This is a genomic window from Synechococcus sp. CB0205 (assembly GCF_000179255.1).
In the GTDB taxonomy this organism is placed as follows: domain Bacteria; phylum Cyanobacteriota; class Cyanobacteriia; order PCC-6307; family Cyanobiaceae; genus Vulcanococcus.
Genome location: NZ_ADXM01000002.1, coordinates 1 through 1,358, shown reverse-complemented (window position 1 = coordinate 1,358; position 1,358 = coordinate 1). Strand labels below are relative to the sequence as shown.

The window sequence follows — 1,358 nt, the reverse complement described above, 5'->3', positions numbered from 1 at the left end:
CCCCCGTCAATTCCTTTGAGTTTCACACTTGCGTGCGTACTCCCCAGGCGGAACACTTAACGCGTTGGCTACGACACCGAGGGGGTCGATTCCCCCGACACCTAGTGTTCATCGTTTACGGCCAGGACTACAGGGGTATCTAATCCCTTTCGCTCCCCTGGCTTTCGTCCATGAGCGTCAGTTATGGCCCAGCAGAGCGCCTTCGCCACTGGTGTTCTTCCCGATATCTACGCATTTCACCGCTACACCGGGAATTCCCTCTGCCCCTACCACACTCTAGTCTGTCAGTTTCCACTGCCGAAATGGAGTTAAGCTCCACGCTTTAACAGCAGACTTGACAGACCGCCTGCGGACGCTTTACGCCCAATAATTCCGGATAACGCTTGCCACTCCCGTATTACCGCGGCTGCTGGCACGGAATTAGCCGTGGCTTATTCATCAAGTACCGTCAGATCTTCTTCCTTGATAAAAGAGGTTTACAGCCCAGAGGCCTTCATCCCTCACGCGGCGTTGCTCCGTCAGGCTTTCGCCCATTGCGGAAAATTCCCCACTGCTGCCTCCCGTAGGAGTCTGGGCCGTGTCTCAGTCCCAGTGTGGCTGATCATCCTCTCAGACCAGCTACTGATCGATGTCTTGGTAGGCCTTTACCCCACCAACTAACTAATCAGACGCGAGCTCATCCTCAGGCGAAATTCATTTCACCTCGCGGCATATGGGGTATTAGCGGTCGTTTCCAACCGTTATCCCCCTCCTGAGGGCAGATTCTCACGCGTTACTCACCCGTCCGCCACTAACCCGAAGGTTCGTTCGACTTGCATGTGTTAAGCACGCCGCCAGCGTTCATCCTGAGCCAGGATCAAACTCTCCGTTGTAGATCAAATCCTATTGACTGCTCGCGCAGCCTCAATTTGATTTGCTTCACCCACTCCAGCACTGGCGCACTGTCGCAGTTGATGCCACTTCCTCTGACAGAAGCGTTCAAAGAGTGCAAAACAAAATTTCTTTCGTTCAGACTTTCCAGGATCTCAGATCCGGTCGTTGCTCCACTCACTGCACACCGACACAACCCTTGACCGTGAAATCAAAAGATCATGCAAGCAATGAGCTTCCACAACTAAAAAATTTTTGACGGGACCTCACACCCTCACTGCATCTTCGTTAACCACTCACCTCAGCCTCTCAGCTTCAGCTCGCGACTAACGCAGTGAAAGCGTCAGTTCCTAAACGTTCAGTTGTCCAGGTGCTCCGATCGCCACACGCTTTTCAGCTCGACCCTCTCAGGTCTTTCGGGCTCTCGGTCCGCGGCCTCGCGACCGCTTGTTGAACTTACATCACCGAGTTCCCTCGGCTTTCGGTTC

Annotated in this window: 1 rRNA gene; it reads right to left on the bottom strand. The window is 53.8% G+C overall.

Going from position 1 to position 1,358, the window contains the following annotated elements:
* Positions 1-872: ribosomal RNA gene (locus CB0205_RS0100020) — 16S ribosomal RNA — on the bottom strand; the annotation flags it as partial.
* Positions 873-1,358 lie beyond the last annotated feature (486 nt).